Below are 25,953 nucleotides of genomic sequence, written 5' to 3'. Positions count from 1 at the left end.
TAGTGAGTAGTCAGTAGTCAGTAGTGAGTGTTTACCCCTTACTCACTACTGACTACTCACTACTGACTACTCACTAACTACCCGTGTATAACTGGTGCACTAAAAATGCAGTAACGCTTAAAAATGAAGTTAACTTAGAGAGATGGTAGACCTTGAGCTACATATTAGAGCTGTGCAGGACAAACTTCAGTTATTGCTGAAGAGTCATCAGGTATTGACCCGGGAGAACCAGCGTATACAAAAGGAGCTGGAGAAAAGTCAGCAACTGTTGATTCAGCGCGATGAGCATATATATGCGCTCCAGCAACAGATTGATGCACAAAAACTGGGTACATCGGCACAATCACCGGAAGAAAAAGCATTGCTCGAAAAACGCATCAACGGCTACCTGAAAGAGATTGATAAATGTCTGGCTTTATTAAACACCTGATTCCATGGCAGAACTGATACCTGTAAATATTGTTATTGCCGACCGCAGTTACCGTCTTCGTATTGAAGCAGCTGACGAGGAAATGGTGCGCAAAACCGCCAATCTCATCAATGATAAGATCACAGAATTCCGGAATAACCTTGCTGGTAAGGATATGCAGGACTATGTAGCCATGGTACTACTCTGGTTTGCCACCGAACAAAACCAAAGTGGTATTGAATTGGTAAAATGGCAGGAAGCCGCCGATAAACTCAGCAGCCTGGAGCGTCAGCTCGATAAGGCCCTGGAGGAGAGCCAATAGACCATAGTCTATAGGCCATGGTCTATCAACTATGGACTTTCCTACCCTTATTTCACTTTTCTTCTACGTATTTAATTATCTTCGCTTTTATCCGTTTACCCATTATGGTAAATTGTGATGTGTAATTGTGAACCAATGATTCTGAACTATTTAAAAATTGACCAACAACATGGAGACGATTGTCTTGATAATAACCGGAGCCGTATCATTGATCGTGGGGTTGATAGCAGGTAAATTTATTTTTGCCAAAAACACCCAAAAACAGATCGACGATGCCCATTTACAGGCACAAAACATTCTCAAAGAGGCCGAACTCAGGTCTGAAACAATTAAAAAAGAAAAACAGCTTGAGGCAAAAGAACGTTTTGTTCAGCTGAAAGCAGAACATGAGCGTGAGGTAAACGAGCGCAACCGCAAAATCAGCGAGTCGGAGAACCGTGCCAAGCAGAAAGAAATTTCCATCAACCAGAAAGAAACTGCTTTAGACAAACAGATTAAAGAAAATGAGGCGATCAAGGAAAACCTCAACCGCCAGATTGAAGTGGTAAACCAGAAACGCACCGAACTGGAGAAACACCAGGAAGAACATATACGTCGCCTGGAAAAAATTGCGGCACTCAGTGCGGAAGAAGCAAGGGCACAATTGATAGAAAGCCTGCGTCAGGAAGCTCAAACAAGGGCACTTTCCATGCAGCAGGAAATCATAGAAGATGCCAAACAGAAAGCCAATAAGGAAGCTAGAAAGATTGTCATTCAATCGATTCAGCGTACCGCTGCTGAGCAGACTATCGAAAATACAGTTACTGTCTTCAACCTCGAAACCGATGAAATCAAAGGACAGATCATTGGCCGGGAGGGTCGTAATATCCGTGCCATTGAAGCTGCAACAGGTGTTGACCTGATTGTAGATGATACACCGGAAGCCATTATTCTTTCTTCTTTCGATCCATTGAGGAGAGAGATTGCACGTTTGAGTTTACAGCGATTGGTTGCCGACGGACGTATTCACCCCGCCCGTATTGAAGAAGTGGTAGAAAAAACACGTCGCCAGTTGGAAGAACAGGTGATGGAAATAGGAGAGCGTACGGTGATTGAAATGGGTATTCATGGTCTGCATAAAGAGCTGATCCGCATTGTAGGTAAAATGCGTTTCCGTTCTTCTTACGGACAAAACCTGCTGATGCACAGTCGCGAAACAGCAAATCTTTGTGGCATTATGGCGGCAGAGCTGGGAATGAATCCTAAACTGGCCAAACGCGCGGGTTTACTGCACGATATTGGTAAAGTACCTGATGAAGAAACTGAATTGAGCCACGCATTGTTGGGTGCCAAGCTGGCTGAAAAATATGGTGAGAACCCCGCGGTGGTAAACGCCATTGGTGCCCACCACGATGAAATGGAAATGCAATATGTAATTTCTCCGATTGTACAGGCTTGTGATGCCATCAGTGGTGCACGTCCGGGTGCACGCAGGGAGATTATGCAACAATATTTACAGCGTATTAAGGACCTTGAGAACCTGGCACTGGCTTATCAGGGTGTTGAAAAAGCCTATGCTATTCAGGCTGGTAGAGAGTTGAGGGTAATTGTGGAAGCAGAAAAAGTTAGCGACGGCGACAGCGATAAACTCAGCTTCGAAATAGCCCAGAAAATTCAAACCGAAATGACCTATCCCGGACAGATTAAGGTTACCGTGATCAGAGAGAAGAGAGCGGTGAATGTGGCGAGGTAGGAAGAAGGCTACTAGCTGCTAGCTGCTAGTTTACGATATAAAGAGAGCTGCTTCGTTTGTACCGAAGTGGCTTTCTTTATTATTGTGGCTAAAAAACATGATAAATTTTAAAAAACTCAAGGTCTGGCAATTAGGTTTTGATATTGCGAAAGAATGTTATATTCTCGTATCTGCTTTCCCAAAGGAAGAAAAATATGCTCTTGTAAACCAGATTACAAGAGCCGCGGTTTCAATACCTGCTAATATTGCGGAAGGTAGTAGTAGGAAAAGCGCAAGAGAGTATGCACATTTTCTTGAAATCGCACTTGGTTCTAGTTATGAGTTAGAAACGCATGTCTTGCTAGCGGAAGCGTTGTGTTACGGAGATTTAAGTATAAGTAAATCAATACTTTATAAACTGTCCGAAGAACAAAAAATGCTTCTCGCTTTCATTAATAAAATTAAAACCGACGGCTAGCAGCTAGCAGCTAACAGCTAACAGCTCAAAAACTTTTGGAGAATCCCTACTGCCTCCTTACCTTTGCCGTCCGCAAAAATTAAATGTTATGAACGCAGCAGTTCAGTTTGTACACGAGCAGTTAACTGTAAAGAAGGAGTATCCTAAGTTTAAAGCAGGTGATAATGTCACTGTAAACTATAAGATCATTGAAGGTGGTAAAGAGCGTATCCAGAGCTTTCGTGGCGATGTGATTAAATTGCAGGGTAATGGTGCTACTGCTTCTTTTACCGTACGTAAAATTTCTGATGGTGTAGGTGTTGAGCGTTTGTTCCCCATCCTGTCGCCAAATATTGATTCTATCGTATTGAACAAAACCGGTAAAGTACGTCGTGCTAAATTGTACTACCTGCGTGAGCGCAGCGGTAAGAGTGCACGTATTAAAGAAAAACGTTTCTAAGCAAATCTGCTTACTCATATTAAAAGCGGAAGTTGGTATAAAACCGGCTTCCGCTTTTTTGTTTACGTTATGAATAGTTTTTTAGTTTGGTAGCAAATTTGTTTTACTTTTGAAGTCTACAAAAATTACAAACAATGTTGTTGTCTACATTACTTTTTGGTATGCCCGGTGGAAGTGAATGGATTGTTATTGTGTTGGCAGTATTGATCCTCTTCGGTGGCAGAAAAATTCCCGAGTTTATGCGTGGTCTGGGTAAAGGTATCCGTGAGTTTAATGATGCAAAGAATAACGTGAAGAAAGAAATTGAAGACGGTATCAAGGAGAAAGACCAGGCTGCACAATAAATTTTTCATTTAAAAAGCCTCTTAGCCTTTGTTTCGCTTCAGCACAATCAAAGACTATCATATCGCATTACAGAACGGCCAAACCACCTGTGTGGAGGCCGTTCGTTTTTATGTAGATACTATCCGGCGTGATACAGCACTCAATGCCTGGCTCAGTGTGTATGAAGATGAAGCACTGGCCCTCGCTGCTCAACTGGATGCATCTCGCTCAGCCGGCCAACCACTAACAGCTTTACATGGTGTAATTGTTGGTTTAAAAGATGTAATCTCTTATAAGGATCATCCCGTATCTGCAGCCTCAAATATCTTAAAAGATTTTACAGCTATTTACGATGCAACGGCAACAGTCCGTTTAAAAGAAGCCGGCGCCATTATCATCGGCCGGCAGAATTGCGATGAGTTTGCAATGGGCAGTACCAATGAACACTCGGCATATGGACCGGTAAAAAATGCACTTGATACTTCGCGGGTACCCGGTGGTTCATCTGGTGGGTCGGCGGTGGCTGTGCAGGCCGGACATTGCATGATTAGCCTGGGAAGCGATACAGGAGGCTCAGTACGGCAGCCTGCAGACTTCTGTGGTATCATTGGTCTTAAACCAACCTACGGTCGTATATCGCGTTATGGATTGATTGCCTACGCTTCTTCCTTTGACCAGATTGGTATTTTCGGAACGAATATAGCCGATGTGGCACTTGCCTTAGAGGTGATTGCCGGGGCCGATGAATTTGATAGTACCGTTTCAACTAAGCCCGTACCTGCTTATGTGGATGAAATAGATAACCCTGCCGTTACGCCTAAAAGAATTGCTTATTTCAAAGAAGCGCTGGAACATACAGGTCTTGACCCTGCTATAAGAACAGCTACAGAAGCCTTTATCAAAAAATTAACAGACCAGGGCCATACCGTAGAACCGGTTGATTTTGAACTGCTTGAATATGTGGTTCCAACTTATTATATCCTCACAACTGCTGAAGCCTCCAGCAATCTCTCCAGGTTCGATGGGGTACGTTTTGGTCATCGTTCCTCCCTGAAATTTGAGGACCTGAATGCCCTCTACAAAACCTCCCGCTCGGAAGGTTTTGGTAAGGAAGTAAAACGGCGCATCATGCTTGGCAGCTTTGTATTGAGCGCTGGTTATTTTGATGCTTATTTCACTAAGGCTCAGCAGGTTAGATCACTGTTGCATACACGTACGCAAGCTATTTTTCAACAGTACGACGCCATCATTTCACCTACAGTTCCCGCGCCGGCATTTAAAATAGGTGAAATGCAAAACGACCAGGTTGCCATGTTCCTGGCCGATATCTATACCGTATTTGCCAATCTGGTAGGTATACCGGCTATTTCGGTGCCTTTGTTCAAACACCCCAATGGAATGCCCTTCGGGCTCCAGATTATGACTTCTCAGTTCGATGAGGTATCTTTGCTCCGTCTTTCGAAGCAGTTTATGGAACTGGCTTAGCTGTTCAGATTGCTTCCAACAACCCTAACCCAACTGCACCCATTTACTCAAACAAATTGATAATCAACGAATGAAGTGGTTCGGTATTAGTATACAAAGTCATATAAGCGTCAGCAAAGCTTTGCTGATCGGTTTTTCCTTTGTAGCCGGTAGTCTGGGTATTATGTCTTTTACCGCCGACCCCGGAAACGGATCAAAATCATTTTCAGACTCACTCAACGATAAAACTGCATTTAAAAGTCTTTTTGCCAATAATCGTTTCGATGCTTCAAAACCTTATGCAGGTCAGTTAAATCCTCGTGCCGTGGCTTTTGTACAGGAATATGTGCGGAAGAATGGCGAATACCTGGAGAAAATGAAAAGCTGGGGTAAACCTTATCTGGATCTCTATGATAATATTTTAACCGTCTATGGTCTGCCCCGCGAAATGAAATACCTGAGTGTGATTGAAAGCTCGTTGGGTGCCAATCTGGTTTCATGGGCAGGTGCCGCTGGTCCATGGCAGTTGATGCCTTATGAAGCACGTCGTTTTGGATTGAGGGTAGGATCTGTTGACGAGCGCACTGATTATTATAAAAGTACGCATGCTGCTGCCAAACTCATGCGTGAGTTGTATGCCGAGTTCAACGACTGGTTACTGGTAGTGGCAGCTTACAACGCGGGTGCCGGTAGGGTAAAACAGGCCATCAGAAAATCGGGGAGCAAAGATTTCTGGGACCTTCAATACCATTTGCCGGAAGAAACACGTAACCATGTAAAAAAATTCATTGGTACCCATTATGTGTTTGAAGGCAGTGGTGGCTGGACTACCATGACGGCCGCAGAAACCGAACTGAAAAAAGCTGCTATGCAAACCAGTGCTGAAGTAGTACTGAGTCCGGAAGAGATAAACAACTCCGCTGTAGTAGAAATCAATGGAAGGTATAATTCACTGGTAGTTACCAATGCCTTGCTGATGGACCTTAACCAGTTTAACCGATGGAACCCGGGTTTTGATAAGACATTGGCAGAAGGAAAAAAATACTCCATGCGTATCCTGAAAGACAAGGAAACAATTTTCCATGCTAAAAAGCAACAATTATTGATGGAATCGGTTAAAGCTTTACTGGAAGGAACTGCCGTTTCAAAATAATGTTATTCTACCTGCAGCACTTTCCTGATAGCCGCTGCTTTCAATAAACATTCTTCATATTCTTTTTCAGGATCACTGTAAAAAGTGATACCACCGCCTACCTGATAACCGAGGTATTGATTGGCTGCATTGTACAGGATACTTCTGATGACAACATTAAAATCGAAATCGCCATTCGGATCAATATAACCTACTGCACCGGAATAGAGACCGCGTTTTGTTTTTTCATATTGTTCAATCAGTTCCATTACTCTTTTTTTGGGTGCGCCTGTCATACTACCCATAGGGAAGCAGGCTTTGAGGATGGAAGAGAATGGTACATTTTCATCCAGTTCACCTTCAATGGTAGAAATCATCTGGTGTACCTGTGGAAAACTGTAAATGCCAAACAGTTCACTTACTTTCACTGAACCTTCTTTACAGACCTTGCTGAGATCATTACGTACCAGGTCTACCACCATTACATTTTCACTTTTATCTTTTTCACTTGCTTTCAATTCTTCAAGCAGAAGAGTATCGGCTTCTTGATTCAGGAGGTTTCGCTGAATCGTTCCTTTGATGGGTTGTGAAATTAACCGGCTTCCTTTTTTCTGTAAAAACCTTTCCGGGCTGGCGCAAAGCAGGTGCCGGCTTTCGTGTTTATAATAGCAGGCAAACGGATTGGGCGAAATAGCCGTTAATTGTTGATACAGCGATACCGGGTCGATTTGTATGTCTGTGGCATAAAATTCCTGGCAATAATTAATCTCATAACAATCTCCACGTAGTATATGTTGTTTGAGTTGTTGAATGATCTGTATGTATTCATTCCTGCTAAGACGCGACTCTATTTTTAATGAAGATGTTTTTGCAGGCTCAACAGGTAGAACAGAAATTATTTCCCGGTATATCTCTTCCGGATTACTTTGATCATAACAGCTGATCTCCAGCTTATCGTACTGAAGTTTTAATACTACTGCCGGAACAAAAAAGAACAGATCCGGAAACTGAATGGCATCTGGATGAATGGAGCTAAGGGTTTCAACCTGATTTTTATTATCGTATCCTATATGACCGAATATCCAGTTGCCCTTTTGTTGTTGCAGGAAAGCATCAAGTTCTGCAAACTTTGGATTGTCTGTGGTTTGAGCAATACTGCCACAAGCTGCCAGACATTCAAGGTTTGTATTGCCAGACTGGTATAGATGGTTATCCAGAAAAGAACAAATGTTGAACCGGTTTACCCAGCTCAACATTTGCGCTTTACATTCTTTGGTATCTGTTATCGGGAAAGAATGAGTGATATGCAGTTGGTTTAGGACGATCTAGAAATCATCATCGTCGTCATCATCAAATCCGCCGCTTTTATCGTTGAAGAGATCAAATTCTTTGAAGTCTTCGTCTAACTTAAAATCGTCGTCATCTTCTTCACCTTTTTTCTTGGCGCCACCGCTGACTTTTTTCCCTTTGCTTTTAGGAATATCAAATTCGTCGAAGTCTGGATCCCAGTCATCGTCTTCTTCTCCCTTTTCCCAATCGTCACCAGTTTCTTCATCTACATCTTCATCATCTTCGTCGTCTTCATCTTTCGATTTTTTAGATGCAGATTTTGATGCTGTTTTTTTTGCGGAAGGTTTTACATCCATTTCATCATCATCTTCATCCAAATCATCATCATCGTCTTCCATTTGCTTCTTGCTTTTTGGAGACGGTTTCTCGTCAGCATTTTTAAGTGCTGTTTTCTTCGGGGCGGAGGATTTATTATCCTTATCAGATTTTGCTGCCATATTCCAATAAGATTGACTGCGTAAAATTTCAACGCAAATTCTTATTAACCAAAAAAATTTTTCTGTTACAAATGCGATGCCACAAACTATAATCTTACAATCTGTTCCCGGCCGGGGCCATTGGAAACAAATTTAACGGGTGCCCCCACATAATTATTAATAAAATCAATATAAGTTGACATCGTTTCGGGTAAAGCTGCTGCTTCCTTTATGGCTGTTGTATCCATATTCCAGCCAGCAAAACTTTTCCAGACGGGTTCAATATCTATTCCAGACATCTGGAAAGGAACTTCTGTTGTTTGTGTACCACCCAAGTTATACGCGGTACAAACATTCAGTTCATTAAAACTATCCAGTACATCTGCTTTGGTCATGATGATCTTGGATACCCCATTGATCATACAGGCAAACTTCAGTGCAACCAGATCAATCCAGCCGCAGCGGCGTGGACGGCCCGTAGTAGCACCAAACTCGCTTCCTATTCTTCGGAGTTCCTCACCTGTAGCATCATGTAATTCGGTAGGGAAGGGCCCACCACCTACACGGGTACAATAGGCTTTGGTTACACCCAGTACATCGTTAATTTGCCTGGGCGATACACCTAAACCAGTGCAAACACCTGCTGAAGTGGTATTGGATGAGGTTACAAAAGGGAAAGTACCAAAATCGATGTCGAGCATACTACCCTGTGCACCTTCGGCCAGTACTTTTTTTCCTTTGCTGATATTATCGTTGATAAAATATTCGCAATTAATCACATTCAAGGTCTTCAGGAATTCTAATGCCTCAAAAAATTCCTGTTCAGATGCCGAAATATCTTCTGTAAAGTTGAAGTTATCCAATAAAACCTGGTGCTTGTTGCGTAGGTCGGTATATTGTTTTGAAAAATTCGGATGTAAAAGATCTCCAACCCGCAGGGCGTTTCTACCCGTTTTATCCATATAAGCAGGTCCGATACCTTTTAAGGTAGAGCCAATTTTTGATTCACCTTTTTGTAATTCTGAAGCTTTATCCAGCGCACGGTGTGTAGGAACAATAATATTGGTTCGCTGTGAGATAAAAAGATTCTTACGAACATCTACACCATAGGCGGCAACAGCATCGCATTCTCTTTTCAGGGTTACCGGATCAAGTACTACCCCGTTTCCGATAATATTAATGGTGTTCTGGTGAAAAATACCTGATGGTATCTGGTGTAATACCATTTTTTTTCCGTCTACATATAAAGTGTGCCCGGCATTGGGGCCACCCTGAAAACGGGCTATAATATCGTATTCCGGTGCGAAGTAATCAACAATCTTTCCTTTTCCTTCATCACCCCACTGTAACCCGAGTATAACGTCGACCATAATATTGCTTTGAATCGCGGCAAAAATAGGAGATAGTTCGGGGTTTGTTGTGTTTGGGAAGGAATATTTTTAAAGAGGGCTAAATCAAATTCAAAAACCAAAAGTCAAAATTCAGAATGACTTTTTTTGACTTTTGAATTTTGGCTTTTGAATTCTTTTATTTCCCTTCTGTTTCTGCGTCAAAACGATCAACTGTTTGTATTCCATTGAGCGATTTAAGGCGGGCTACCAGTTCTTCCAGCTCTTCCTTATCGTGTACGAATACTTTGATGGTACCTTCAAAAAGGCCTTCCCTTGATTCAATGGTTAAACCTGCAATATTAATCCTCAGATCGCCACTGATTACATTGGTTATTTTATTGATAACCCCTACATCATCCAGTCCGATAATTTTCAGACCGGTCAGGAAGGAAATCTCTTTGTTTTTTGCCCATTTGGTTTTTACAACCCTGTGACCATAGTTGGCCAGCAATTGCGCGGCATTGGGGCAACCGGTTCGGTGTATAATCAACCCTTTGCCGGTACTCACAAAACCAAATACGTCATCGCCCGGAATAGGGTTACAGCATTTGGCCAGTGAATACATGATTTTGTCACTGCTCTCGCCAAAAATAATCAGCTCCGATTCTTTTTTACCATATGTTTTTTGTGTTACATCAGTAAGAGGTTCCTGAATAATGGGTTTGGGTTTGGGAATTTCTATCTTATCGCCCAGCACCTGAAAATCTTTGAGCTCTTTCAGGTCAATTATTTTGGTGGCAATTTTATAATGCAGATCGAGCGATGAAGGAAGTTTGTAAAACTGAACCAGCTCTTCCATATTATACTGGCTGTAAGCGGCACCCATACTCTCCAGTTTTCGCTGCAGCACATATTTACCATCCTCGGCTATTTTTCTTTTCTCTTCTCTAAGTGCGTCTTTAATCTTGTTGCGTGCCTTGGCTGTTACCACAAAACCCAACCAGTCTTCTGAAGGTTTTTGTTTATTGCTTGTAATGATCTCCACCTGATCGCCACTGCGTAATTTATGGCTGATGGGTACCAGTTTATGATGCACTTTGGCGCCAATACATTTGGAGCCAATGGCAGAGTGAATAGAAAAAGCGAAATCCAAAGCCGTACTGCCTGTAGGTAACATCTTTACTTCACCTTTTGGGGTGTACACATAAATCTCCTCGGCAAGAAATGATGTTTTGAAGTCTTGCAGAAAATCTACCCCTTCTGTATCCTGTGTACTCAACACTTCACGTATTTGTCCGAACCATTTATCAAAACGATCCTCATCGTTACTGCCTTCTTTGTATTTGTAATGGGCAGCCAGACCTTTTTCAGCGATTTCGTTCATTCTTTTGGTACGGATCTGCACTTCCACCCACTTACCCTGTGGTCCCATTACCGTCGTATGCAAGGCTTCGTAACCATTGCTTTTGGGGTTGCTCAGCCAGTCGCGCAAACGTTCAGGAGAGGGGCTGTATTCATCGGTGATCATGGAGTATACTTTCCAGCAATCTTCTTTTTCTTTTTCGGTGGGTGAATCGAGAATTACGCGAATGGCAAAGAGATCATATACTTCTTCAAAAGCCACTCCTTTCTTTTTTATTTTATTCCAGATGGAATGAATGCTTTTGGGTCGTCCATAAATTTCGAAATTGAAATTACCCGCCTGCATTTTTTCTTTTAACGGACGAATAAATTCATTAATGTAACGGGTTCTTTCACGTTTGGTTTCGGCGAGTTTTTTAGCGATATCCCTGTAAGCTTCCGGCTCCATGTATTTCATGGAGAGGTCTTCCAGTTCTGTTTTTATGCTGTATAAACCCATCCGGTGAGCCAGTGGTGCATATACCCAAACCGTTTCAGAAGCAATTTTCAATTGTTTCTCCCGCTTCATATGGTCGAGCGTACGCATATTGTGTAAACGGTCGGCCAGTTTAATGAGAATTACGCGGGGATCATCGGTCAGCGTCAGTAATATTTTTTTGAAATTCTCTGCCTGTTGAGAAGTATTGGTGTCTATCACCGTAGAAATCTTGGTGAGTCCATCAACAATACGGGCGATTTCGGTACCAAATTCTCTTTCCACATCTTCCAGACTGATATCGGTGTCTTCCACGGTATCGTGTAAAAGGGCGCAGATGGTACTACGTACACCCAAACCAATTTCCTCCACACAAATCATGGCTACGGCAATCGGGTGCAGAATATAGGGTTCTCCACTTTTGCGGCGCATGGTTTTATGGGCATCTGCAGCCATTTCAAATGCATGACGCACCAATTCTTTATCGCCTTTTTTCAGCTTCGATTTCAGGCTGCGCAATAATGCACGATAATGCCTGATGATCTCATTTTTTTCCTGTTCAGGATTCAGATTATACTTGGGTAATGCCGCCTCAACCGGTATTTCTTGCGCTTGCTCCATATCTATGTACGAATATACGAAATGAGTGAGTAGTCAGCAGTGCGTAGGGAGTATTTTGGAGTATGACTTACGGTTTTATCAATTCCAACATCCACTCACTATTCACTCCTGACTACTCACTATCTTAACTAAATTTTACAGCATCGGTAACCACCACCCCGGCTTAGTTGTTAACTTTGGCACCTGTCATGACCGAAACGAGTAAAAAGAAAGTCTTCGATTTTTCCTTATTGTCAAGGGTATTCCAGTTTGTAAAACCCTACCGGACCAGTTTCTACCTCAGCATCATGCTGGCGGTATTGATGGCGGTATTTGCACCTGTAAGACCCTATTTAATCCAGCTAACGGTTGATAAAGCCACAGGAAAAAGCATATTGATACCTGGCTGGCTGGATACGCTGTTATTCAACACCGATTTGTCTGATGCCAGCCGTTTTATCATTTCGGTTACGCTCTTTCAGATTGTATTTCTTTTTATAGAAACAGGTATTCGTTTTGTATTCAGTTTTATTACAGCTTCCATGGGGCAGCATGTAGTGAAAGATATGCGGATAGCTACTTACAGGAAGATACTGGGGTTAAACCTCCGCCAGTTCGATAAAACACCTATCGGTACTTTAACCACCCGAACCATTGATGATATAGAAAGGATCAATGATATTTTTTCAGACGGACTTATTCCTATCATTGCCGACATTCTCGTAATCGTGGTAACGCTTGGTGTCATGTTCTGGGAAAACTGGCAGTTAACTTTGATCTGTCTGGCGCCGTTTCCCATCATGATTATTGCTACTTATTATTTCAAGGAAAGTGTCAACAAAAGTTTTATCAGTGTAAGAAATGCGGTGGCCAGCCTGAATGCTTTTGTACAGGAACATATTACCGGTATGCAGGTGGTGCAGGCATTTGCAGCGGAAGACCGGGAAATGAATAAGTTTAAAAAAATTAATGCAGAACACCGGAATGCGAATATCAAAGCCATTTTCGCTTATTCTGTTTTCTTTCCTGTAGTGGAAGTGGTGCTGGCCCTCAGCACCGGTTTACTCGTATGGTGGATCGCCGGAAAACCCGATGCTACGAGTCCGGGTTTGTTGATGGCTTTTATTCTCTACCTCAACCAGATATTTCGTCCGCTTCGGGTAATCGCCGATAAATTCAATGTATTACAAATGGGTATGGTGGCTGCAGAAAGGGTATTCAAAGTAATGGATAACCCAGATGAAATTACAGCAGCAGATCATGGTACCCATCAACCCGACCATATCAGAGGCGATATAGAACTGGATCATGTTTCATTTGCCTATACAGATGAACAATATGTATTGAAAAATATCAGTTTTAAGGTAAAAGCTGGTGAAACAGTGGCATTGGTTGGGCATACAGGCAGTGGAAAAACATCAGTGATCAGTTTATTAAACAGGTTATACCAGGTTCAGCAGGGAGAAATAAGGATCGATGGTGTAAATATTAATACTTATGATATCGACAGGTTGAGAAAAAGTATGGGTGTAGTACTACAGGATGTATTTCTTTTCTCCGGTTCTGTGATGGATAATATTACACTGCGTAATCCGGCTATTACCAAAGAACAGGTGGTGCAGGCGGCAAAAATGATTGGGGTGCACGATTTTATTATGCAACTCCCGAGTGGTTACGATTACAATGTTATGGAAAGAGGGAGTACGCTGAGTTTAGGGCAGCGACAGTTATTATCTTTTATACGTGCATTACTGTATAATCCATCCATCCTTATTCTCGATGAAGCCACTTCATCAATTGATACAGAAAGTGAGATGCTGATTGAAAAAGCGATCGATCAACTCATCTCAGGCAGAACATCTATTGTTATAGCTCACAGACTGTCTACCATACGCAAAGCGGATAAGATTATAGTGTTAGATAAGGGTGAAATAAAAGAGATGGGTAGCCATGAAGAACTCTTGTTAATGGGCGGATTTTATGCTAAATTGCATGAGATGCAGTTTGAGAAAAAGAAAACTGTATTGGTCTAAAATCAATGGCCATGAATAGCGGAAAACAAATAAATAATGATGAAGTGCCAGGCAAAGATTCTGTTCAGGAATCACAGCCTGTATATGGCTTTGTTTCAAAATCACCCGAAGAGAAATTAGCCGATCTGGTTTTCAGATCCGATATAGAAAAATTACAGGCTTTTACAAAAATGTTACAGAGGAATGCTACTTTAAAAAGAGGCATTGTTACTTACCCCGCTGAAAAATCATAATCTAACGGATTTTTATGGACATGCTTGATGAGGAATTCATAGCCTTTTGGCGCAGCTTGAATGAACATCAGGTAAGGTATATTATGGTAGGGTGTTAGCCACATTCTTTTATGGATACAATCGGGTTACGGAAGATGTTGACATGTGGATAGAGGATACGCTAGAGAATCGAAAAAGATTGAGAGCCTCTTTCAGGGAATTGGGTTATGGCGACATAGAATCGTTGGAAACAATGGAGTTTGTTCGAGGCTGGACCACCTTTTATGCAGCTGGGGTAGAACTTGATATTATGACTTCCATGAAAGGGCTGGAAGATGCATCGTTTGTGGAGTGCTATGAAATGGCAGCATTTGTTACCCTGGAAGGTGTAAAAGTACCATTCTTGCATATTAATCACTTGATTGCCAATAAGAAAGCTGTAAATCGCCCTATAGACCAGATGGATGTTATACAACTTGAAGAAATCAAAAAACTCAAAGAAAAAGAAGGTAAAACGGGCAACTGATTTTTTCCTGATTTTCTCTTGAATCATTTACTGTTTTCACCCCCTTTACCCCTATCTTTGCCGCAAATTTCGAGACAGGTATGGCCCGCATGAGCGTAAAATCTTTACTGGTAGCGACTTTCAGCCTTTTTATATTGCTGTTTTCTACTGTTTCCTATGCCAACGATAATCCCCAGGGTGGTAACACCGCTGGTGAAGGTCATGCTGCAAAGGAGTTTGATGTCACTGAAACCATTCTCGAACACATTAAAGACGACCATAGCTGGCATTTATGGGGTCATACCACCCTGCCTTTACCGGTAATCCTGTATTCCGATAAAGGACTGGAGGTATTTTCTTCTGCCAAACTGATGGATGAACATCATGAACCTGCAGTTTATGCCGGTAACTACAACTACAAAACCATTGAAGGGAAAGTAAAAGTGGTGAATGCTGATGGTACGGTTGATCAAACATTATCAGCTAAAGTCTGGGATTTCTCTATCACGAAAAATGTGGCCTCTTTATTTGTTTCCATCGCCATTCTTTTGCTGGTATTCCTTACGGTTGGCGGTGCTTACCGAAAGAGAGGGGTAAAATCTGCGCCAAAAGGCTTACAGTCATTTATGGAGCCAATTGTTCTTTTTGTACGCGATGAAGTGGCAAAACCCAATATCGGTCATAAGTACGCTAAGTACATGCCTTTCCTGCTCACGATTTTCTTCCTGATCTTAATCAATAACTTTTTGGGATTGATTCCTTTCTTCCCGGGTGGAGCCAATGTGAGTGGTAATATCGCCTTTACCATGACCCTGGCTGTGTTTGTGTTTATTGTGGTAAACCTGAATGGAAACAAAAGTTACTGGCAACATATTTTCTGGATGCCTGGTATGCACTGGAGCATGAAACTGTTCCTGGCTCCTATTGAATTGATTGGGGTATTTACCAAACCCATTTCACTGATGATCCGATTGTTTGCGAACATTACAGCGGGTCACATCCTTGTACTGAGCTTAATCTGCCTGATCTTCATATTTAAAACTGTGTTTGCATCTGCTATTGCTGTGCCTTTTGCGGTGTTCATCGGATTGATTGAATTGCTTGTGGCTTTCCTGCAGGCATACATCTTTACCATGTTGAGCGCCATGTATATTGGTATGGCTACAGAAGAGCATCACCATGAAGCAGCGCATCATTAATAAAACTTTTTTCACTCACAATTAAAACATAAAACAATGGTAGTAGGAAGTGTTGCCGCAATCGGCGCTGGTTTAGCTGCTATCGGTGCCGGTATCGGTATCGGTCAGATTGGTAAAGGTGCAGTAGAAGGTATTGCACGTCAGCCAGAAGCTGCTAACGACATCCGTGCAAACATGATCGTTGCTGCGGCTTTCGTAGAGGCGGTTGCCCTGTTTGCGGTGGTAGTTGCCCTGTTGGGTAACGGATAATCCGTTCAACTTTTTATACGGACCCCATGCAAAGGGCGGAAGGGTCCGTATAATTTTCAGGAAGAATTTTGAAACGCAGTTATAAACTTAGTTTATGTTATTAGAAATAAACCCGCTGGTATTACCCGACATCGGACTTGTATTCTGGAATACCATTGCATTTATTGTACTCTTCTTCGTATTGCGTGCTTTTGCGTGGAAACCCATGCTGAAAGCCATTCACGATCGTGAGCAGGGTATTGAAGATGCACTGAGCAAAGCCGACAAAATGAAGGCTGATATTGCAGCCATGCAGAGTGAAAATGAAGCATTGCTGGCAAAAGCCCGTGAGGAAAGAGCAACGATGATTAAAGAAGCAAAGGAAACTGCCGATAAAATGGTAGCCGATGCAAAAGATAAAGCCAAAAGCGAATACGACAGGATTGTGTCTGATGCGCAGGTTGCGATTAACCAGCAGAAAAACGCAGCACTTACCGATGTTAAAAATCAGGTAGGCTCATTAGTGGTAGAAGTGGCAGAAAAAGTATTACGCAGAGAACTGGCCAACAAATCAGAACAGGAAAGCTATATTAAGCAACTGGCTGATGGAGTGAAGCTGAATTAATTTGGAAATGAGTGAATTTGGAAATTTGGAAATGATAATTCAATCCTTATTTCTTCATCCACACTCATATCCAAATTTCCAAATTTCCAAATTTTCAAATTGATTATAAATGCAGAATCCACGTTTAGCAGGAAGGTATGCGAAAAGTCTGGTTGACCTGGCTACAGAAAAAGGTCAGCTTGAGTCCGTGTATACCGATATGAAATACCTGCAGGCTGTTTGCAGGAGCAGCAGAGATTTTGTAAACCTGTTGAAAAGTCCGGTAATTAAAGCCGATCAGAAGAACAGTATCATTACAGCTGTAACCAACGGAAAAGTAGGAGAGCTCACTGCTGCTTTTAATAACCTGTTGGTGAAAAAAGGTCGTGAAAGCGATTTGCCGGAAATAGCAGAAGCATTTATTGATCAATACAATGCTATCAAAGGCATTCATAAGGTATTACTTACCACAGCTATTCCTGTAAGTGAAGAGCTGAAACAGTCTATAGAACAGAAAGTAAAAGCGGAAAAAAACTTTGCCAATATCGAACTCGAAATCAAAACAGATGAGAGCCTGATTGGTGGTTTTGTTCTTGAATTCAATAATAACCTGGTTGATGCAAGTATTTTGCGCGACCTGAAAGACATTAAAAAACAGTTCCTGCAGAATTTATATGTTCAGCAGTTACGATAATAACAATCACAAATCATCAATAAACAGAATACATCATGGTGGACATTAAACCCGATGAAATATCAGCGATACTGAGACAGCAGCTCAGCAATTTCAATGTATCGGCCGATCTGGAAGAAGTGGGAACCGTATTACAGGTAGGTGACGGTATCGCCCGTGTGTATGGCCTGAACGGCGTACGCAGTGGTGAACTGGTAGAATTTGAAAGTGGTGTAAAAGCCATTGCCCTTAACCTGGAAGAAGATAATGTGGGTGTGGTACTCATGGGCGAAAGCGGCGATATTAAAGAAGGCGCCAAAGTAAAAAGAACCGGTAAAATTGCCTCTATCAAAGTTGGTGAGGGCGTTGTTGGCCGTGTAATCAATACTTTGGGTGAAGCCATTGATGGTAAAGGCCCAATCACCGGCGACCTTTATGAAATGCCACTGGAGCGTAAAGCACCAGGTGTAATTTACCGTGAGCCTGTAAAAGAACCATTACAAACTGGTATCAAAGCTATTGATGCAATGATTCCCGTAGGTCGTGGACAGCGTGAGCTGGTAATTGGTGACCGGCAGACTGGTAAAACAGCCATCTGTGTGGATACCATTATCAACCAGAAAGAATTTTATGATGCAGGTAAACCTGTTTATTGTATTTATGTAGCCATCGGACAAAAAGCTTCTACCGTTGCCGGTGTAATGAAGACTTTGGCTGATAATGGTGCAATGGCTTATACTACCATCGTATCTGCTTCTGCATCAGATCCAGCTCCACAGCAGTTCTACGCGCCATTTGCCGGCGCTGCTATTGGGGAATTTTTCCGTGATACCGGTCGCCCTGCACTAATCATCTATGATGATTTATCAAAACAGGCGGTTGCTTACCGTGAGGTTTCTCTGTTGTTGAGAAGACCTCCCGGACGTGAAGCTTATCCAGGTGACGTATTCTACCTGCACAGCCGTTTGCTGGAGCGCGCAGCGAAAGTAATTGCCAATGATGATGTGGCTAAGAATATGAACGATTTACCAGAGTCAATCAAACACCTTGTAAAAGGTGGTGGTTCGCTCACTGCATTGCCAATCATTGAAACACAGGCTGGCGACGTATCTGCCTATATCCCAACCAACGTAATCTCGATTACCGATGGACAGATATTCTTAGAAGGTAACCTGTTTAATGCAGGTATCCGTCCTGCAATTAACGTGGGTATCTCTGTAAGCCGTGTGGGTGGTAATGCGCAGATTAAATCCATGAAAAAAGTTTCGGGTACACTGAAACTCGATCAGGCCCTGTATCGTGAAATGGAAGCTTTCTCTAAATTCGGTGGTGACCTCGATGCTGCTACTAAAATGGTACTCGATAAAGGTGCCCGTAACGTAGAAATTCTGAAACAAGCTCAGTACTCACCATTCTCAGTAGAAAAACAGGTAGCGATTATTTACCTCGGTACGCAGGGTCTCTTGCGTGAAGTAGCGGTAAAGAAAGTGAAAGAGTTTGAAGCACATTTCCTGATGGAAATGGAGAACAAACTGCCTGATGTACTGGCTGAGTTTAAAAAAGGTAACCTGCCAGAAGATGGTGTCAATAAAATGACTGAACTGGCAAAAAGCCTGATGCCTCAGTATAAATAAGCGAAATAGCTTTGATAATATAGGAGCCCCCGGAACAATTCCGGGGGCTTTTTGTTGTTGCCATAACCGCTTCGTACAGATTTAATATTTTGAAGCTGTACTTCAGGAGCCTGTAATTAATGCTAATTACCTTATATGCACCAGATTCTGGAACAACATATCCGCTCTAAACTTGGGAATGATACAGGTGGACTGGAAGAAGTAATCAGCTACTTCAAACCAATGAAACTGAAGCGTAATGAATACCTGCTGCGCGAAGGTGAATTATGTCGCTCCTGTTATTTTATAGTAAGTGGGGCTGTACAGGTTTTTACAATTGATGCAGCCGGGAATGAAACTACACGCGATTTTATTTTTGAAGAACAATGGTTGATGGAAATCAATAGTTTTCTGCAACAGGTACCATCAAAAGAATTTTTTCGTTCCATTGAAGCTTCGCAGGTATTGGCCATCAGCCGAGAGCATTTTATGGAACTATCCATTCGCTTTCCACAGTTTGAAAAGATGTACAGACAGATACTTGAATTGTCTTACGCTAATTCGATTTATCGAATTAATACATTTGTTTCAATGGATGCACTGGAACGTCTGCGATGGATGATGGATAATCAGCCTAAACTCTTTACGAGATTATCCAGTAAAATGATCGCCTCTTATCTCGGTATTTCAGCCGAAACCTATACCCGTTTAAAAGGGAAATTATAAAGTCTTGACATTTATCAAGAGTCCTGCGTACTCGTTTTTTCATTTTTGTAAGGTCAAATCATTCATCAAAAAATTACAATTATGAAAGAGTACCTGTTATTGTTCTACAACCAATCCGGTAATGGAAAGTATATCACTTCACCCGATGATATGCTCGATGATATGCCTAAGTGGCAACAATGGATTGGTAATATTGCCATGCAAGGGAAACTTGTATCCAGCCAGCCGATTGAATTCGACGGAACGGTAGTCACAAAAAAGGGGATACAGCAAGGACCCTTTATTCAGGGAAACATTTTGCTTACCGGATACCTGCTTTGTAAAGCAGACAGTTTAGAAGAGGTGAAAGAATGGTCTGCAACCTGCCCAATCCTGAAATATGAAAATGGTAGTGTTGAAATCCGTCCTGTAATGCCTTTCGAAATATAATACCTAACCATCAAAACTATTTTATGCGAAATATATTAGCCGCAGGACGATGGTTATTTATTCTGTCATTCCTGTTATATACAGGCTTACATTTCGGCCTGCCACAAGCGGGTGCCGAAATGATACCCTCTTTTTTCCCGGCGAGAGTATTGCTGAATTATGTTACCGGAATATTGGTAACAGCTTTTATCGTTAGTTGCCTGATCGGAAAATACGACCAGCTTGCTTCAATGCTTATGGCATTGTATGTTTTACTGACGATATTTTTTATTCATATTCCGCGTGCTGCAGACAATACCAACGATATGTTGAATATTTTCCGCAATATCATGGTAATCGGTGCCTTACTCATGTATGCAAAAGCATTTGCAAAAGATCGCTTTCTTGCTGCGAATTAAAGAAGTGAAACACTACCAGCCCGCATGAACTGGTAGTGTTTTTATGAAGTCATATTAGTCGCTTGTATAAGGTTCAAGATGGCCCATTTTACCTTCTGCATAACGTTTTCTGGTTTCTTGCATCTGAGCAGCCGTAGTCATCACAAATGGACCGCCATAAGTAATGCTTTCCTGTAAGGGAATGCCTGTTGCAAACATAAATTCCAGGCCATCATTGTCTGCGTTTATTTCTACAATATCACCTTCTGTATCATAATTGATCAGTCTTTGTCCGTTAATAGCCTGATTGGCCGTTGTACCGCTTCCCTTTAATCCATATACAAAAGCCATTTGTGCAGAGGCCAATTCAATTCTTTTCCCTGGCTTGAGAGAAATATGTAAAAGTGTTACATCTGTTACCATGCGATTTGGTGAAGACAATGCCCCAAAACTGCCATGTATTACGCGAATGGTATAATCATCTGTTTCCAGTTCAGGTATATCAGCCGCGCTTGCGTGCATGGCTTTTGGCGATATCATGCGTTGGTTTTCAGTATGATTCACCCATATCTGAAAACCATGAGTGGTTATACCTTTTATGGAAGGAAATTCATCATGATGAATTCCACTGCCGGCCTGGGTAATATGTAAACCGCCCGGTTCAATTGTGCTGAAATCACCATTGCTGTCGCGGTTGATAAAGCTTCCCTGACTATCCGGAAGCATATAAGTCATTACTGAAATACCTGCATGTGGATGAGGACCGAAAACAGGTCTGTCCATATTAAATTCTGTAAATACCAGAAAGGGTTCAATCGGGTAATCTTTTGCCATGATGTTCACACCCTGTAATCCCGGGAAATCGGGTGAGAAATTCAATTGTGTATTGGCTGTAACCTGTTTAATACGATGTTTCATCATTTGTTTTATCGTTATAGAAAGCAAATATCTGTGCGTTGCTTTACATTTGCAAGTAGTTACACTTATGTACAGTAGTAACATCTTGTAAAGTGTTATTGTAAAACAATGTGTTGTGAAAAGTAAAAAAATCGTTAAGAAAGAAAATGCCTGCCCGGTCAGAAGTACACTTGATCTTATTGGGGGTAAATGGGCTTTTGCCATTCTCTATACCCTGATGGATGGTACCAAGCGGTTTAAAGAACTGGAAAGAGCCATCGAAGGTATCAACACAAGAATGCTGGTAAAAGAATTAAAGTCTTTGGAGGCCAACGGTATTATTAAACGGAAAGCTTACGCTACTGTACCACCTACGGTTGAATACAGTTTAACAGCAATGGGAAAAAACCTTAAACCTGTATTTTCCGCGATACAGAAATGGGCAGCTGAGCATATTTAGCTTTTATTTTACCATACCATTTACAATTACCAGGAGTGATCTCTCCCTCATCTGTATCATTAGAAAGCTTCTTTATTCTTTATAGTGTTGATAATCAATAAGTTAATTTTTTATAGAAAAGTTTCATTTATAATTTGGTTTATAAAATAAACTATTCTATGTTTGCTCTGTCAAAACAACGAGCAATGAAAAAAAGCATAATAGCCCTGCTGATACTGGTACCCTTTCTGGCTGGGGCGCAGGTAAAAATCACGGGTTCTGTGAAAGATCATAAAGGACGCATACTCGCAGGCGCCAATATCGTGGTAAAAGGATCATATGATGGCGGCGTATCAGATTCAACGGGTCATTTCTCTTTTAAAACCTATGAGAAGGGCAAACAGGTGGTTGTGGCTACCAATATGGGTAATAAAACGGTAGAACAGGAAGTTACTATCGACACCACAATCATCAGTATTGATTTTGTGTTGAAAGAAGAAATCAGCGAATTAAAAGCAGTAACCGTTACCGCCGGAAGTTTTGAAGCAGGCGATAAGAAAAAAGCAGCCACCGTATTGAGTTCATTGGATGTATATACAACGGGTGGTGCCAATGCCGATATCTCGGCCGTGGTAAAAACATTACCCGGTGCACAACAGGTGGGTGAACAGGAAGGTTTATTTGTTCGCGGTGGCGCCGGTTATGAAGCCAAACAATTTATTGATGGAACACTGGTGAATAATCCTTTTTTGGCAAGTGTTCCCGATATCGCATCAAGGGGTCGTTTTGCACCAGCTTTATTTAAAGGAACCATTTTTAGTACAGGTGGTTATTCAGCTTTATATGGCCAGGCACTTTCTTCAGCACTTATCATGGAGAGTATTGATATACCCGATCGTTCAGAAGTTTCTGCGTCCATATCTGCATTGTTGCTGGGTGCTGGTCTGCAGAAAGTAGCGAAAGATAAAAAATCGTCATGGGGTGGTAATTATGGTTACACTAACCTGGCTGCGTACTTCGGTATTGTAAAACAACAACCGGAATATTTCAGAATGCCTGACTTTCATACAGCCGACCTGAACTTCCGCACCAAAACCAAAACAGGTGGTATGGTAAAATACTACAGCACTTTTGGCTCAAGTGATCTTGGTTTACGCAGGGCCAATATCGATGACCCCACCCTTAAAAATGCATTTGGCCTGAATAACCTTAACTGGTACCATAACCTGAGCTGGAGAGATAACCTGGGTAATGGCTGGAAAATGAATCTGGGACTGGGTTACAGCATCGATGTAAATAAAATTGATCAGCAAATTCAAAACCAGCAGAACCAGAAAGTAACAACGGGTCAGCCCTGGATCGATAACAGCAATTTCAACATCAATACCCGTTCCGATTTGTCGCAGGTAAAAGCTGTATTTGATAAACGTTTAAGTGGGATCAGTGTAATACGTTTTGGTGGTGAATACATGTATTTCTATAACAGAAGCACGTTCAATAATTTTAAAGCGCTCTTACCCGATCATTTCAAAGCCTTATTTTCTGAAGCTGATCTTTATATAACCAATGACCTGGCTGCTAAAGTAGGTGCTCGTTTTGAACATTCATCATTGATCAACAAAGCCAATATCGCACCTCGTTTGTCGCTGGCCTATAAAACAGGTAAAGGTGCGCAGATGAGTGTTGCTTATGGTGAGTTTTATCAGAAGCCGGAAAACACATATCTGTATAGCACAACCAATTTCGGTTATTCAAAAGCAACACACTATATCGCCAACTATATCAAGAATACCACATTGCAAACCTTTAGAATTGAGGCATTCTATAAAAAGTATGATGGTCTGGTTAAAACCTATCCGGTTATGAACAATGCAGGTGCAGGTGATGCAAAAGGAATTGAATTGTTCTGGAGAGATAAAAAAACATTCAAAGGCCTCGATTATTGGGTGAGTTATTCTTATCTCGATACCAAGCGCGATTTCCTCAATTACCCTAAAGAACTGCAACCCACATTTGCGGCCAATCATACAGCATCATTTGTGATGAAACGTTTTATCAGCAAAATCAATACAGGATTCAACTTCACCTACTCCTATGCAACAGGCCGGCCTTATTACAACCTGCAGCAGAGTGGTGCACAATTTATAATCGCCGACCAGGGAAAAACCATGGATTATCATAACCTGGGTTTCAGTTTTAACTACCTCACTTCTTTAGGAAAAGCGTATGCGGTAATAGTAGGTTCAGTAACCAATGTGCTGAATAGCAAACAGGTATTTGGCTATAACTATTCTTATAATGGCGCAAGAAAAGAAGCCATTACGCCACCTGCACCACAGTTTTTCTTTCTCGGTGTTTTCCTGAGCTGGGGTGTAGACAGGAGACAGGATGCAATTAATAACAATTTATAGGCTACAAGCTGCAAGAAAGAAATCGAGAAACCTCCGAAGGAGTCCTTTGGACAAAGATCAAAAAATAAAAAATAAATTTTATGAACAACGAACAACGCGATGAAGAACTCTGGCAGATTGCAAAAGCAAGAGCCGGTTTTAAATGGGGGGTATTCAGCTATTTTGTAGTAAATACATTCCTTGTAGGGATTTGGTTTTTCTCTCCAGGAGACCACCCCTATTTCTGGCCCATCTGGCCAATATTAGGATGGGGTGTTGGACTTGCCTTCCAGTATTTTCACGCATACCATGGCAGTAAATTTTTGAGTGCTGCGAATGAGTATGAGAAGTTGAAGAACAGGAAATAAGGAATAAGGAACAAGAAATAAGAAATAAGCTGCAAGAGAGAAATCTCAAAAGGAGTCTTTTGCACAAGAAATCAAAGATCAAAAAATCAAAAATCAATTGTATGAAACAAATCATCATTATTTTATCAATGTTATTTGCCGGTCAGTTAGTGGCGCAAACTAAGTATGAAACAGGTATGCAAAAAGGGCTGGAGCAATTTGCTGCCGTAAAATCTGTGGAAGACATGGCAGCGGCATCGGCTTTTTTTGAAAGAATTGCAGATGCAGAAAAAGATAAATGGCTGCCTTATTATTACGCTGCTTATGCCAATCATTTAACAGGCTGGATGAACCCTAAAGCCGATAAAGATAAAGTAGCGGAAAAAAGTAAGGATCTGTTAAGCAAAGCAGAGGCCCTCGAAAGAAATGCAGAAACCTATTGCATGCGTCAAATGATTGCCATTCAGCAAATGACGGTTGATCCTATGTCGCGCTGGCAGACTTATGGCACAGAAGCCGGTAACGCCCTCGCAGAAGCCAGGAAAATAGATGCTGCCAATCCAAGAATTTACTTGCTGGATGGACAAACACTGATGAACACACCGGAAGCATTTGGCGGAGGTAAGGCTGTGGCAAAAAAATTATTTGAAAAAGCAGTGGAACTGTTTGGGAGTTTTAAACCAGCATCTCCTATACATCCCACATGGGGTAAAGATCAGGCTACACAATTGTTAGCTGCCTGTCAGTAATTTGATTTGTAAACTCATGGAACTACACAACTGTTCCAATAACTTTAAATGATGGATCAATTGTTTTCAGTTTTATTGATGCTTCATATTGCAGGTGGTGGTACCGGGTTAATTGCCGGTACCATTGCCGCATCAGTAAAGAAAGGATCAAAGCCACATCTGTTATCGGGTATTGTTTTCTTTTGGGGCATGCTCACTGCATCGCTCAGTGCATTGGTATTGAGCCGGATTCCCGGTCATGAAAACCTTTTTCTTTTTGCTGTAGGGGGCTTTACATTATACATGATTCTTACCGGGTACAGGATTGTTATTTTAAAACGTAAATTCAAGACGATACCTGTAAAAATCCCGTTAACTGATTACCTGATTACTGTTTTCGGATTGTTGTTTGCCATTTTCCTGCTGATACAATCTGTAAAAGGATTATTGAATGGTTATATGTTTAGTATTGTACCGGGTGTTTTTGGTGGCATCTGTTTGAGTTATGTGCTGCTCGATGCAAAACTATTTATGGGTCGTACCACTATCAAAACCTCATGGATGTACAGTCATATAGTTCGTATGATGGGCGCCATGATTGCCTCATACACTGCATTCCTGGTAGTAAACGTACAGATTGAAATGCAGTGGATATTATGGTTATTACCCAGTGTAATTGGTAGTATCTTTATTACCCAGTTTATCCGGAAATATGTTGTGTCTACCCAAAAATAACTGCC

At 41.6% G+C, this 25,953-nt stretch carries 29 protein-coding genes; 24 read left to right on the top strand and 5 right to left on the bottom strand.

Annotation, left to right across the window (positions count from 1 at the left end; all coding sequences use genetic code 11):
* Positions 1-142 precede the first annotated feature (142 nt).
* The 8 genes from KXJ59_RS12840 (at position 143) to KXJ59_RS12805 (ending at position 6,300) form a co-directional block, all read left to right on the top strand.
* A complete protein-coding gene (locus KXJ59_RS12840; RefSeq protein ID WP_295205259.1) occupies positions 143-430 on the top strand; it encodes a hypothetical protein in 288 nt (95 codons plus the stop codon).
* Positions 431-434: 4 nt separating this feature from the next.
* Entirely contained in the window at positions 435-731 is a 297-nt protein-coding gene (locus tag KXJ59_RS12835) for a cell division protein ZapA (protein WP_295205256.1), read from the top strand.
* 169 nt (positions 732-900) lie between these two features.
* Positions 901-2,463 (top strand): ribonuclease Y, encoded by a 1,563-nt coding sequence (rny, locus tag KXJ59_RS12830; protein WP_295205253.1) that lies wholly within the window; start codon positions 901-903, stop codon positions 2,461-2,463.
* Between the two features lie 97 nt (positions 2,464-2,560).
* Positions 2,561-2,920, top strand: coding sequence for a four helix bundle protein (locus tag KXJ59_RS12825; protein ID WP_295205250.1), 360 nt, complete (start codon positions 2,561-2,563; stop codon positions 2,918-2,920).
* Positions 2,921-3,008: 88 nt separating this feature from the next.
* On the top strand, positions 3,009-3,359 hold the full coding sequence (gene rplS / locus KXJ59_RS12820; RefSeq protein WP_295205248.1) for a 50S ribosomal protein L19: 351 nt from the start codon (positions 3,009-3,011) through the stop codon (positions 3,357-3,359).
* Between the two features lie 134 nt (positions 3,360-3,493).
* Entirely contained in the window at positions 3,494-3,703 is a 210-nt protein-coding gene (locus KXJ59_RS12815) for a twin-arginine translocase TatA/TatE family subunit (protein WP_295205245.1), read from the top strand.
* A 28-nt stretch (positions 3,704-3,731) separates the two neighbouring features.
* Complete coding sequence (gene gatA, locus KXJ59_RS12810; protein WP_295205242.1) at positions 3,732-5,168, top strand: Asp-tRNA(Asn)/Glu-tRNA(Gln) amidotransferase subunit GatA; 1,437 nt, start codon at positions 3,732-3,734, stop codon at positions 5,166-5,168.
* Positions 5,169-5,238: 70 nt separating this feature from the next.
* Positions 5,239-6,300, top strand: coding sequence for a lytic transglycosylase domain-containing protein (locus KXJ59_RS12805; RefSeq protein ID WP_295205241.1), 1,062 nt, complete (start codon positions 5,239-5,241; stop codon positions 6,298-6,300).
* A gap of 2 nt (positions 6,301-6,302) precedes the next feature.
* On the opposite strand, the gene KXJ59_RS12800 is transcribed toward KXJ59_RS12805, so the two are convergent.
* The 4 genes from KXJ59_RS12800 to KXJ59_RS12785 form a co-directional block, all read right to left on the bottom strand.
* Positions 6,303-7,535: an anthranilate synthase component I family protein gene (locus KXJ59_RS12800; protein ID WP_295205238.1), complete on the bottom strand. Its 1,233-nt coding sequence runs from the start codon at positions 7,533-7,535 to the stop codon at positions 6,303-6,305.
* Positions 7,536-7,604: 69 nt separating this feature from the next.
* Positions 7,605-8,066, bottom strand: coding sequence for a hypothetical protein (locus KXJ59_RS12795; protein ID WP_295205235.1), 462 nt, complete (start codon positions 8,064-8,066; stop codon positions 7,605-7,607).
* A gap of 86 nt (positions 8,067-8,152) precedes the next feature.
* The gene (locus KXJ59_RS12790; RefSeq protein ID WP_295205232.1) at positions 8,153-9,415 is read right to left on the bottom strand and encodes an adenylosuccinate synthase; all 1,263 of its coding nucleotides are present in this window, start codon (positions 9,413-9,415) and stop codon (positions 8,153-8,155) included.
* 157 nt (positions 9,416-9,572) lie between these two features.
* Entirely contained in the window at positions 9,573-11,834 is a 2,262-nt protein-coding gene (locus KXJ59_RS12785; RefSeq protein WP_295205229.1) for a bifunctional (p)ppGpp synthetase/guanosine-3',5'-bis(diphosphate) 3'-pyrophosphohydrolase, read from the bottom strand.
* A gap of 188 nt (positions 11,835-12,022) precedes the next feature.
* Here KXJ59_RS12785 and KXJ59_RS12780 point away from each other — a divergent pair, with 188 nt between their 5' ends.
* The 11 genes from KXJ59_RS12780 (at position 12,023) to KXJ59_RS12730 (ending at position 20,433) form a co-directional block, all read left to right on the top strand.
* Positions 12,023-13,846, top strand: a complete 1,824-nt coding sequence (locus tag KXJ59_RS12780) for an ABC transporter ATP-binding protein (RefSeq protein ID WP_295205226.1) — start codon at positions 12,023-12,025, stop codon at positions 13,844-13,846.
* Positions 13,847-13,857: 11 nt separating this feature from the next.
* On the top strand, positions 13,858-14,079 hold the full coding sequence (locus KXJ59_RS12775) for a hypothetical protein (RefSeq protein WP_295205224.1): 222 nt from the start codon (positions 13,858-13,860) through the stop codon (positions 14,077-14,079).
* A gap of 91 nt (positions 14,080-14,170) precedes the next feature.
* Positions 14,171-14,584, top strand: coding sequence for a hypothetical protein (locus tag KXJ59_RS12770; protein ID WP_295205222.1), 414 nt, complete (start codon positions 14,171-14,173; stop codon positions 14,582-14,584).
* An 80-nt stretch (positions 14,585-14,664) separates the two neighbouring features.
* Positions 14,665-15,762: a F0F1 ATP synthase subunit A gene (gene atpB / locus KXJ59_RS12765; protein ID WP_295205219.1), complete on the top strand. Its 1,098-nt coding sequence runs from the start codon at positions 14,665-14,667 to the stop codon at positions 15,760-15,762.
* 36 nt (positions 15,763-15,798) lie between these two features.
* Positions 15,799-16,011: an ATP synthase F0 subunit C gene (gene atpE / locus KXJ59_RS12760; protein WP_026768996.1), complete on the top strand. Its 213-nt coding sequence runs from the start codon at positions 15,799-15,801 to the stop codon at positions 16,009-16,011.
* 94 nt (positions 16,012-16,105) lie between these two features.
* Positions 16,106-16,615, top strand: coding sequence for a F0F1 ATP synthase subunit B (gene atpF, locus KXJ59_RS12755; protein WP_295205216.1), 510 nt, complete (start codon positions 16,106-16,108; stop codon positions 16,613-16,615).
* A 109-nt stretch (positions 16,616-16,724) separates the two neighbouring features.
* Positions 16,725-17,288 (top strand): ATP synthase F1 subunit delta, encoded by a 564-nt coding sequence (gene atpH / locus KXJ59_RS12750; RefSeq protein ID WP_295205213.1) that lies wholly within the window; start codon positions 16,725-16,727, stop codon positions 17,286-17,288.
* 35 nt (positions 17,289-17,323) lie between these two features.
* The gene (gene atpA, locus KXJ59_RS12745; protein WP_295205211.1) at positions 17,324-18,901 is read left to right on the top strand and encodes a F0F1 ATP synthase subunit alpha; all 1,578 of its coding nucleotides are present in this window, start codon (positions 17,324-17,326) and stop codon (positions 18,899-18,901) included.
* Positions 18,902-19,036: 135 nt separating this feature from the next.
* On the top strand, positions 19,037-19,606 hold the full coding sequence (locus tag KXJ59_RS12740) for a Crp/Fnr family transcriptional regulator (protein WP_295205208.1): 570 nt from the start codon (positions 19,037-19,039) through the stop codon (positions 19,604-19,606).
* Between the two features lie 81 nt (positions 19,607-19,687).
* Positions 19,688-20,035, top strand: a complete 348-nt coding sequence (locus KXJ59_RS12735; protein ID WP_295205205.1) for a YciI family protein — start codon at positions 19,688-19,690, stop codon at positions 20,033-20,035.
* A 23-nt stretch (positions 20,036-20,058) separates the two neighbouring features.
* Positions 20,059-20,433, top strand: coding sequence for a hypothetical protein (locus tag KXJ59_RS12730; RefSeq protein ID WP_295205202.1), 375 nt, complete (start codon positions 20,059-20,061; stop codon positions 20,431-20,433).
* A gap of 54 nt (positions 20,434-20,487) precedes the next feature.
* Here the strand turns inward: KXJ59_RS12730 and KXJ59_RS12725 are convergent, their stop codons facing one another.
* Positions 20,488-21,333 (bottom strand): pirin family protein, encoded by an 846-nt coding sequence (locus KXJ59_RS12725; RefSeq protein ID WP_295205199.1) that lies wholly within the window; start codon positions 21,331-21,333, stop codon positions 20,488-20,490.
* A gap of 112 nt (positions 21,334-21,445) precedes the next feature.
* On the opposite strand from KXJ59_RS12725, the gene KXJ59_RS12720 reads away from it, so the two are divergent.
* From KXJ59_RS12720 to KXJ59_RS12700, 5 genes are all read left to right on the top strand, one after another.
* Positions 21,446-21,769: a helix-turn-helix domain-containing protein gene (locus KXJ59_RS12720; RefSeq protein WP_295205196.1), complete on the top strand. Its 324-nt coding sequence runs from the start codon at positions 21,446-21,448 to the stop codon at positions 21,767-21,769.
* Between the two features lie 185 nt (positions 21,770-21,954).
* Complete coding sequence (locus KXJ59_RS12715) at positions 21,955-24,159, top strand: TonB-dependent receptor (protein ID WP_295205193.1); 2,205 nt, start codon at positions 21,955-21,957, stop codon at positions 24,157-24,159.
* 80 nt (positions 24,160-24,239) lie between these two features.
* On the top strand, positions 24,240-24,506 hold the full coding sequence (locus KXJ59_RS12710) for a 2TM domain-containing protein (RefSeq protein ID WP_295205192.1): 267 nt from the start codon (positions 24,240-24,242) through the stop codon (positions 24,504-24,506).
* Positions 24,507-24,607: 101 nt separating this feature from the next.
* Entirely contained in the window at positions 24,608-25,234 is a 627-nt protein-coding gene (locus tag KXJ59_RS12705) for a hypothetical protein (protein WP_295205190.1), read from the top strand.
* A 48-nt stretch (positions 25,235-25,282) separates the two neighbouring features.
* On the top strand, positions 25,283-25,948 hold the full coding sequence (locus KXJ59_RS12700) for a hypothetical protein (protein ID WP_295205188.1): 666 nt from the start codon (positions 25,283-25,285) through the stop codon (positions 25,946-25,948).
* Positions 25,949-25,953 lie beyond the last annotated feature (5 nt).

Source organism: Sediminibacterium sp. (genome assembly GCF_019264485.1).
Classification (GTDB): domain Bacteria; phylum Bacteroidota; class Bacteroidia; order Chitinophagales; family Chitinophagaceae; genus Sediminibacterium.
The sequence above is the reverse complement of the archived record's forward strand: the minus strand, read 5'-3'. Positions and strand labels throughout refer to the sequence as shown.